Source organism: Bacteroides sp. 1_1_30 (assembly GCF_020982715.1).
GTDB classification, from domain to species: domain Bacteria; phylum Bacteroidota; class Bacteroidia; order Bacteroidales; family Bacteroidaceae; genus Bacteroides; species Bacteroides xylanisolvens.
Map to the genome: position 1 here is coordinate 1 of NZ_JAJKHN010000131.1, position 10543 is coordinate 10543.

General features: G+C 32.3%; 6 protein-coding genes. All 6 read left to right on the forward strand.

The window, feature by feature from the left end; genetic code table 11:
* The first annotated feature begins 78 nt into the window (after positions 1-78).
* The gene (locus LPH68_RS24250; RefSeq protein WP_230297177.1) at positions 79-4542 is read left to right on the forward strand and encodes a non-ribosomal peptide synthetase; all 4464 of its coding nucleotides are present in this window, start codon (positions 79-81) and stop codon (positions 4540-4542) included.
* Between the two features lie 2 nt (positions 4543-4544).
* Positions 4545-5135, forward strand: coding sequence for a 4'-phosphopantetheinyl transferase (locus LPH68_RS24255; protein WP_004292648.1), 591 nt, complete (start codon positions 4545-4547; stop codon positions 5133-5135).
* The gene (locus LPH68_RS24260) at positions 5117-7546 is read left to right on the forward strand and encodes a TonB-dependent receptor (RefSeq protein ID WP_017140788.1); all 2430 of its coding nucleotides are present in this window, start codon (positions 5117-5119) and stop codon (positions 7544-7546) included. The genes LPH68_RS24255 and LPH68_RS24260 overlap by 19 nt, the downstream gene beginning before the upstream one ends.
* A gap of 38 nt (positions 7547-7584) precedes the next feature.
* Positions 7585-8772 (forward strand): YncE family protein, encoded by a 1188-nt coding sequence (locus LPH68_RS24265; RefSeq protein ID WP_004292650.1) that lies wholly within the window; start codon positions 7585-7587, stop codon positions 8770-8772.
* 52 nt (positions 8773-8824) lie between these two features.
* Entirely contained in the window at positions 8825-9484 is a 660-nt protein-coding gene (locus LPH68_RS26880) for a DUF6796 family protein (RefSeq protein ID WP_008778686.1), read from the forward strand.
* On the forward strand, positions 9463-10543 hold a 1081-nt coding region (locus LPH68_RS24270; RefSeq protein WP_230297178.1), incomplete at its 3' end, for an NAD-dependent epimerase/dehydratase family protein. The genes LPH68_RS26880 and LPH68_RS24270, both read left to right, overlap by 22 nt.

Consider the following 10543-nt stretch of genomic DNA (forward strand, 5'->3'; position numbering starts at 1 on the left):
CGTCGATCTATGGCAAAGTATTTTGAGCAAGGACAGTATAATAAATCAATTGTAAAACTAAACAAAGAATCTCATAATATGGATTATTTATTGGTTCTCAAAAAAATATGGTCAGAAGTTTTAAAAACAAACCTCATTCATATAGAAGATAACTTCTTTTCTTTAGGAGGAGACTCAATACGCAGTATGATGGCTGTTTCTAAACTTGAAGAACTGTTAAATATTAAATTAGAAAATAGTTTCTTCTATAAATATCCGACCTTAGTCTCTCAAAAACATTATCTTGAACAATATTTATTAAAAGAACTTCAATCTCCTTTAAATGAATATGAACTGTTAGTTCGAGAGTTTATCAGCGAAGAAATAGGAATTCCCTCTTTAGAAATACAATATACAGAAAATATTATAACTAAAGTGACTTCTTTTGCCGCTGTATATCAAATGATGAAGCGCTTAACTGAAGTTTTTGATAAAATAACATTAGATGATATAAAAGATAAAACTTGTATACGAGATATAGCACAAACCATTAAGGAACGCTATGTAACTCCAGAGGGGTATTCTTTTCCGTTAATGGATTTCCAAGAAACATTATTCTATCACAGTAAAAGTTTTATCCGTAATGAACCGACAGGATTAAGTTGTTATATCATTTGTCGGACACAATTGAAAGGTTTTTTTGATCCAGCATGTTGGGACAAGACGTTAAATCACATTATTAACTGTCATCCATTGTTACATTCTATTCTTTCCGAAGAGTCGGATAAACCTGAGATGATAACTCTTCCTGAATATCCGACATTTAAAAGTTCTTATGAAGATATAACTTCAATGAACAAAGAACAACAGGAAACATTCTTTTTACAAAAGGACGAAAAAGATCATGATCACAGATTTGACCTTAAAGAGTATCCTTTATTCTATTGTAATATTTATAAAACAGGGGAAGATGAACATGAATTAATTATACATATTGATCACCAGATAATTGATGGTTTCAGCTTTTTTCAATTCCTTCAAGAATTAACATCAACTTATGATCAGTTTATCGCTGGTAAAGAAATAACTGTTGAACAAGAAAAAGGTCTAACTTTTTCTGACTATGTTTTTGTGGAGAGATTCAGAAGGCAAACAAAGCGATATCAGAATGCAATGGATTTTGCCCTAAAGGTGTTTAAAGATTTACCAGAGAAAATATCTATTCCCACGAAATGTCAGCCATCTTTAATAAATAAAGTCCATTTTAATACCTTACATACGGAATTGGATTCTTTATTGATGAATAAAGTTCTTGAAATCAGTTCTCATACTTCTGGTATATGCCTTAATTCCTTACTTATGGCATGCTATTTTAAACTGATGAATTTGTGGTCTGGACAAAATGATCTCATTATCAACATGCCTGTATTTAACAGGGAACAGCATTTACCTAATGCAAAAAATATAATAGGTAGTTTTCTTGATATTTTCCCTGTCCGTATCCAAACATCTCCACAAGAACCGATTGTTTCTATTGCACGTAAGATAGAACAATTTGTACGAACCATGCTTGAGTATCCAATATCTTCAATAGAATTGTCCAGAAAAATCGCAGAACAGGAAGGCTTAAAACAAAGCTCTTTGAGTGCAATTATTTTTAGTAATTCTATCAATATGCTTCCCAAAGGTATCAGTCATTCATCTAGATATTTGACAATTGGTGCGCCTAAAGTACAGACAGGTGCACCTGGTACTTATATAGACCTTGTTATGTATACATGGGAAAATAAATGGTGTTTTGATTGGAATTATGTTCGTGAGCTATTTGATGCGGAATACATACAACTACTTTCTGAACAATTCACGTCTATGCTTAACCAATTGGTAGATGATACAAACACTAAGGGATACGAAGAGCGTTCATGTTCAAATATACTCCCTCTCTTCTATATAAAATTATTGGAGCAAACAAATAAAACAGAACATGCTTATCCTCTTAAAACAATATATGAACAGATCAGTAATACTGTAGATTTGTATCCTAATAGAGAGGCGATCTCTTATCAAGGAGTTTCTTTAACTTATACAGAGTTTTGGAAAAAAGCTAATCAGATGGCGCATTTCTTACGTTCTCTTGGAGTGGTACGAAATTCTAAGGTTGCTTTATTACTGAACAGAACGCTTGATTTGCCTATAGTACAACTTGGAATTCTTTTAGCAGGTGGGGCGTATGTGCCAATTGACCCTTCTTATCCTTCGGATAGAATACAGTATATGATAAATGACTGTGGAGCAGAAGTTCTTGTAACTCAAGGAATACATGTAGACAATATTAATAGTTCATATACCCCCAACATTAAACATTGTGTGTTACTTGATGATGATTCTATTCCTTTACCTGATACATATCGTCGATACACCGTAAATGATATAAATAGTCAATCTATGGATAATATAGTACCTTGTAATACTCCTGATGATTTGATTTATATGATTTATACTTCTGGTTCAACAGGACAACCTAAAGGTACAATGCTTAGGCATAGAAATGTATCCAATTTTTTGAATTATGAGAAAGAAGCGTTTAATGTAAACTGTAATAACAGGTTTGCTTTAATAACATCGTATTCCTTTGATATGACTGTTACTTCTAATTGGCTACCTTTCATTGCCGGAGCTTCTTTACACATTCTTTCCGATAATGCAACTAAAGATATAGAGAAACTTCTGTATTTTATAGATGAAGAAAAAATCAATTTTTTGAATGTAACTCCCTCTCATTTTTCAATGTTGGTAAATATGTTGGGATTTTTGGAGAGACCTGTAAACCTATCACCCAATATGACTATTATGCTGGGTGCTGAAATTATCAATGTTTCGGATATAAACAGGTGGTTAGAAAATTATCCTTTGCACAAATTTATTAATGAATACGGCCCTACAGAAACAACGGTGGCTTCCACTTTTTATCCTATCCCGATTGAAGAAGACGGCAAATGTCATTTAAATATAGTTCCAATAGGGAAACCGATTTATAATACACAAGTATATGTATTAAATGATAATTTAGAATATACACTACCAGAAGTTCCTGGTATCCTTTATATTGGAGGCGAGGGAGTGTCATGTGGTTATTTGAATAAAGAAGAGAAAACGAAATCTGTATTTATCAATAATCCTATTACTCATGAAGGAATTGTATATAATACAGGAGACGTTGTAAAGATGACTGTAACTGGCGATATTGTATTTGTAGGACGTAAAGATTTTCAAGTAAATGTCAGAGGGTATAGAATTGAATTAGGAGAAATAGAGAATGCTTTATTAAAAGTATCAGGTATTACAGAGGCTTGTGCAGAGATTCAATATGATGTAAACAAACAGCCTGTAGTTGTAGCTTTTTATGTTACAGCAAATAATTATGATTTAGAATACAAGGATATAATGTCTGTTCTGCAAATGAAGATACCTCACTATATGTTACCTTCCGCAATGGCTAGAATAGAGCAGATTCCAATTTCTGCCAATGGAAAAACAGACAAGAAGCAATTACCCAATATTGCGAATCAGAAACAAAATTTTGTTAAAAGGGATATTGTAGGTCCAAGGAATGAAAGGGAAAAACAAATAACCTTAATCTGGGAAAAGGTATTAGGGATACCAGAGGTAGGTGTATTTGATAATTTCTGGGATATAGGAGGCGACTCTATCCGATCTGTAAGGTTAATAAAAGAATTAAAGGAGGTCGGATTAACCAACATCAAATTAAAAGATTTATTCGATAAACCTACGATAGCCGAACTGCTTGAACAAGAAATAGAGAATAATAAAGTTGAGAATCTCATTTGTATGAAAAAGGTTTCTACTCCATATGCAAAACTTATATGTCTTCCATATGCAGCAGGAACCCCTGGTATGTATAGTACATTTTCTGGGGATTTTACCGGAGAAATCAACTTATATACAGTACAATATCCGGGACATGGAGATGGACGTGAGATAAAGTCCTCTGTAGAAGAAGTTGGTGCGCTATTAGCCAATGAACTGAAAGAGGCTGATAAAGAGATTCCTTTGTTTATCATGGGATATTCTTACAGTTGCTATATTGCTTATGATATCTGTAAACGATTTGAACAAGAAAATATTCCGATACAGGGTATTATAATGATTGGTGGAACTCCTCCTACATTGCGTGATGACTTAATGCAATTCTTTTCAAATGACGATAATGCCCTTTTGGATTATTCACGTGCAAAAGATCTGTTGAATGAAGAATTGATCGCAACTTTATCAGATGAAGAAAAACATGAATATTTGCATGAGTTGAGAATGAATACTGTAGCAATGGTAAATTACAAGTTTCTTGATTGTAAATTGAAAACCCCATTATGTTCCATCGTCGGTAGAGAGGATGAGCCTACAATTCGAAACAATCAACATCTATGGAATAATTACTTTCAGAAAGTTTCTTTCCACCAATTGCCAGGAGGGCATGTTCTTATTACAAAATATCATGCGGAATTAGCTAAGTTGATAATGAATTATATAGAATTGCATGTATAAATATGCTTGTATTACCCTTTTCCGATATAGCAGTAGAAATTGTGGAAGATAGTCCTTTTGCTACTTCAGATAATCTCTTTAATGAGGAAAAAATATTCATTAAAAGAGAATGGTCTGAAATACGTCTTAAAACTTATATTTTGGGACGTTGTGCCGCACATCGTGCCTTACAGACTTTACAAAAGGAAATAGTTCCCATTTTAAAAGGAAGAGATGGTGAACCAATATGGCCATTTGACATAGTTGGTTCTATATCTCATAAAGATGCAATAGCAGTTGCTGCTGTTGGAAAGAAAAAGAGGTATAAGGGTATTGGAGTAGATATTGAAGATCAAACGACGATATTATCAAAAAAGGAATATTCTCTTTTTTGTACACCCCAAGAGATAGCGTGTATAGATAAGAAAGAATTTTCTCCTATTGACATTTTTTCACGTAAAGAAGCTATTCTAAAGGCATATTATACAGCATATAGTAAATTATGCAATTGGATTGATATTGACACGATAAATGTATCTAAAGCTTCCAATGTAACTATAATATGCATGTTAAAAAAAAATTTTATTATAAACCTATGTTGTGTAGAAAAGTAAAAACAATTTTAGTCATTATGGGAATATGTTGTTTCCCTATGATATCTTGGGCACAAGTTTTTCTTTCTGGTCGAATCGTAGATAAAAAGACAAATGAACCTGTTGTAGGAGCTTCTGTATATATACGAAAAAATCAGGTTGGAGATAATGCAAATGATAATGGGTTATACAGAATAAAATTACCTCAAAACGGAACGTATCTTGTAGAGGTTTCTTTTATCGGATACAAAACAATAAAACAGTCTGTTACTGTAAATAGAAATACAACTAAAAATTTCTTTTTGGAAGAAAGTACAGAAGTGTTGAATGAGGTCGTGGTAAAAGCATCCTCACAGCAGGCAGAAATAAATCATATACGTAAAAGTCCTATGGCTGTAACGGTTGTTGATGGAGCAAAATTAAGAGGTCGTTCAACTGGAATTGAAGAAGTACTTACTCGTACTTCTGGAATCAAAGTTAGAAAATCCGGAGGTTTGGGTAGCTCTTCTAAAATGTCCATACATGGTCTGGAAGGAAAAAGAGTAGCTATTTATATAGATGGTTTTCCTTTAAATAGCCCCGATGGTTCATTTGATATAAACGACATACCTATTGATGCCATTAAATATATTGAGATATATAAAGGAATAGTTCCTGCTGAATATGGCAGTGATGGTCTGGGAGGAGCGATTAATGTTGTTACAAGAGAGGACGAGTGTGACTTGGTAGGCTTTACTCAGGAGTTTGCTTCATTTGGTACTTCCAAAACGTTAGTCAGTGTAAAAAAAATGTTTGAAAAACCAGGGATTCAAATTGGAGGAGGTTTTTTTCATAATAAATCGGATAATAATTATAAAATGACTTATCCTGTTTTTGAAACAAATTTACCTTCAAGTGCCTACCAAGAAGTAATAAGAAATAATGATTATTATAGGTCCACAATGTATAATGTAGGTTTAACATTTACAAAATTCTGGTTTGATAAGATTGAATTAGAATGTGCTTTTTATAACAATAAAAAGGGAATTCAGGCCTTAGATTTTGATTCACGTTTTTCTCATACACATGGGACAAACATTATGCCTACTTTAACTTTAGAGAAGAAGAATTTCTTATTTAAAAACCTTGAATTCAAGTCAGGTCTAGTAACTCCAATCATTCATACGCATTTGGTTGATACCGCTAGAACAAAACGGCAATGGGATGGAACCATAACAAATACAATGGGAGAAACTGATGATAATTTATTAAACTATTCAGATGACAAACAATTTGAAATCAGACATAAATTGAATTTAAAATACAAGTTAAAGCAACATACCTTTAATCTTAACAATCAATTCACATATTCAAGGTATAGACCTAAGGATGATTATACAGCAGAATATGTTGGTTTTGACCCTAGTGGTTTTCCCAGTAATATGAAGGGAAATACTTTGGGGTTAGCACATGAGTATTCTTCACGTAATAACAAACTTCAAAACTCTTTAATGTTCAGTCTATACTATTTAAATTCTGGAATATATAGAACAAGTGATAAAATTGTAGATGAATCTGAAAGTGTTAAGAAAGAACCGAAAAAAACAAAAATAAACAATTTTTACTATGGAATAAGTGAAGGAATCAGTTATGAATTTTTCAAAGGGGTGAGAGGTAAATTTTCCTTATCACATAACGTGAGGCTTCCTGATACGGAAGAATTGTTTGGAGACGGAGTGACAGTAAAGCCTTCAGTTGATTTAAATCCCGAAATAAGTAATAATATAAATTTAGGGTTAATCATGGATAAAAGTAATTTTATGGGGTTAAGTCGTTTTCAGTTAGAGACAAATTTATATTATATGTATATAACAGATATGATAAGTTTATTTCCTGCTGATATACGAATGATTTATACGAATTTGGGTAAGACTCAGATCATGGGGGGAGATTTTGATTTAAAAATAGATGTGACTCCACAGCTTTATAGTTATTTTAACTTAACCTATCAAGATATTCGGGATAAGCTAAAATGGACTACTAATGACCAAAGTGTGAAAAACCCGACTTATGATAAACAGGTACCCAATATTCCTCGTTTTTATTTTAACTATGGTTTAGAGTATCATACAGAGGGATTACTTGGGAAACATGAAATATCTAGAATCTATATAGACGCATCTTACGTTCATGATTTTGATTGGAGTTGGCAAATGAGTAACTTACCAGAACAGCGAAAGAAATGGTTAATTCCTCGTAGTCATCTTTTTACGGCAGGATTCCAGCAATCTATTTGGAAAAATAAAGTATCATTAGGGTTTGAAGTTGAAAATATATTCAACAAGGAGAGCTATATGGAATTTAAAAAGCCTTTACAAGGTCGTACTTTTAAAATTAAATTACGATTTAATTGGTTTGGTGATGAATCTTCAGGGGGAGCGATGAGTTTGTAATATTATAAATAATTATTTTAACTAAAAAAATAAAAAAAATGAAAAATCAATGGTTTTTATTGTCGCTATTAGCGACCTTTTTAAGTTTTATTTCATGTAGTAAAGATGATCCGTTTCCAACAGATGAAGAAGACGATATGAGTTTTGTTCATAGTGTCACGGTGGGTGATAATGCTTATGTTAGTCTATTTAAAGATTTAAATGTAGAACAGACAAGTACACAAAATTCTTTGGTCTTTGCAAAAGAATCTTTTCTTTTTACTTATGGGGGTAACATTTATGTCTTAGAATCGATGAATGCCCGTTTATATAAGTACAGAGTCGAGAATGGTTTGCTAATTCAAGAAAAAGAAACGATGATTCTCCCTTCCGGTTCTCTTCCTGCATTCCTTACATTTGATTCAGAAGAAAAAGCTTATATATCATGCGTAGGATTGGGAAAATTGTATATAATAAATCCTACGACAATGCAAAAAACAGGTGAAATAGATTTATCTGAATATGCAATTGGGAAAGAAAGTGGTGATAAAAATCCTGAACCTGGTGCTTCGGTTATTAGAGATGGTATTTTATATGTAGGATTAGCTCAAGATAAGTCCCAGTTTAACCCTAATACTGGAGCTTATGTACTTTTGATTGATACAAAGACAGACAAGCCTATTAAAATGATATCTGATAATAGAGCTACAATGGCAACCGCTTATGAGTATTCAGGTGATCCTTTCATTGATGAAAAAGGCGATCTTTATATTTATTGTGTAGGAGGCTTCGGATATTTTGCAAACTGTACAGAAGGTTTCTTGCGTATAAAGAAAGGAGAAACAGACTTTGATCAGTCATACTATTTCCCAATAGAAACAATTAGTATACCGGACATAAAGGGTAATAAAGCAAATTATATTTATAGCAAAACATATACAGGAAATGGTAAGCTATATGGATATTTCAATGTTCCGGGATATGTTAGTAATCCACCTGATTATGTAAATGACAAATCAATGCAAACATTTGAAATAGATGTTTATAATAAAACTGTCAAAAAAATGAACTTTGACGGAACTACGGGTTGGTCATGTAGTCAATGTAAAGCAGGAGACTATATGGTGTTCGGGATGGCTTCTACTCAAGGAACAGGTTATTATCTTTACAACTATAAAGAAGATAAGTATGAACCTTTAAAGATAAAAACAGAAGGTAATCCCTTCAAAATTCAATATTTAAAATAAATAAAGACTGCCGGAAGCTAAAAGATTCCGGCAGCTTTTTAATTTTTATGGAATGAACAATCGTAATTATGACTGTATAATCATTATAAGTGTAATCTCAGGTTTATTTATCACAACCTGCGACTATCTAGTACAGATGAAAACTGTTGAAACAGATTATTTTGTTTCAAGACTACTTTCTTTAGAAGAAACTATTTTAAATTTATCATCTTTTGGATGTATTTTTACTTTTCCTTTTTGGATATTAGGGACATACTTCATATACACAACAATGTGTAAAGTTAATAAAAAGCTTGCGCTTATTAATACATTCTGTATATCTTATTCTTTATTGATGTTGGGGTTTTATCATTACAGCTATGCCATAATATATAGTATTGGTACATCAAAAATGATAATGCAAACAAATATAGATTGGCAATTATTAACAGGATCTAATATACCTTTTTTCCCCTTTATGTTTATTCTACTTCCAGTGACCTGGCTGATTGTTGGATTTAGTAACTTTTCATCCAAAGCTATAGTTCCTCGATGGTCTATAGTTGTGAACCCTGTTATACTAACAATTATTTTATCTATTGTCACTTGGATAATTCCCAAGACCGAATGCTTACTACCAGGCATTTTTAGTTTGGGGATCACTCTGTATTATATAATTTGTTGGATAAGCTTAAAAAAAGATAGAAATTTATGTCTAAAAAGAAAGTTTTAGTAATTGGTGGCACAGGGATTGCGGGACAATTTATTACAGATTACTTGCTACATTATCATGATATTTGTGAATTATTTATAGCATCAAGAGGTATTCATAAGATATCAGAGAAGAAAGTAAAGTTCATAAAAATGGACATACATGATACCCAAAATATAGAATCTGTTATTAAACAATTTGATATTATAATTTTGGCACTTGGTCCTTTTTCATGTGTAGGAACAGATATTTATACAATTTGTTTAAGAAATCACGTAATATGTGTTGATATTAATGATGACTATGGACATAGTGGACGTGTACTAGAAATAAAAAATGAGAACATAACAAATTTTCGGGGAACAATTTTTACAGGAATGGGATTATGTCCAGGGTTGACAACTTTCATGCTAGAATATGCTGCAGAACAATTAAAAAAAACTGTTTTAGAAGCCGAATTGAGAATCTATTTTGGAGCAGGTGTTGTTTCTGGAACAGCTTCAATAATCAATATGTTTGAGGGTTTTAAAGATGACCTGATGCTCCTTTCAGAAAGGGAAATCCGAAGAATAAAACCAACTAAATATCATTCAGATAGAACTTTTACTTTTGATCGTTTTCATTCCAATATGCCATTAATATTCTTTTCTAGTCCTGAAATAAGGACTATACAACGAGCTAGTCGATTTGAAGAACTACAAAATTTTGATTGTGCTTTTCATCTGCAAAATCTTCCTATGGGCATAGTTCCCTTACTAAGAAAGAGCTCTTTTATTAGAAAATTGATTTGTAAAATGGTCAATAAACAACAGGGGCAATTGGAGAAAAATGAGAAAAACGAGAAATCTGTGATAGTATGTACTTATGTAAGAAATCAAAATTCTATTGTAAAATGTTTATTGCACTCAGATTCCTCATTTAGATTAACAGGAGTATTTTGTGCGGTAATTGTGCTCTCGATAATAAAAGGATGTATACCAATTATGCCTGGCATCTTTACTTTTGAAGACATAAATATCAATCTGCACATGTTAAACGCTGTCTCTTATACACATCTCCGAGCCCACGAGACCATGGCTA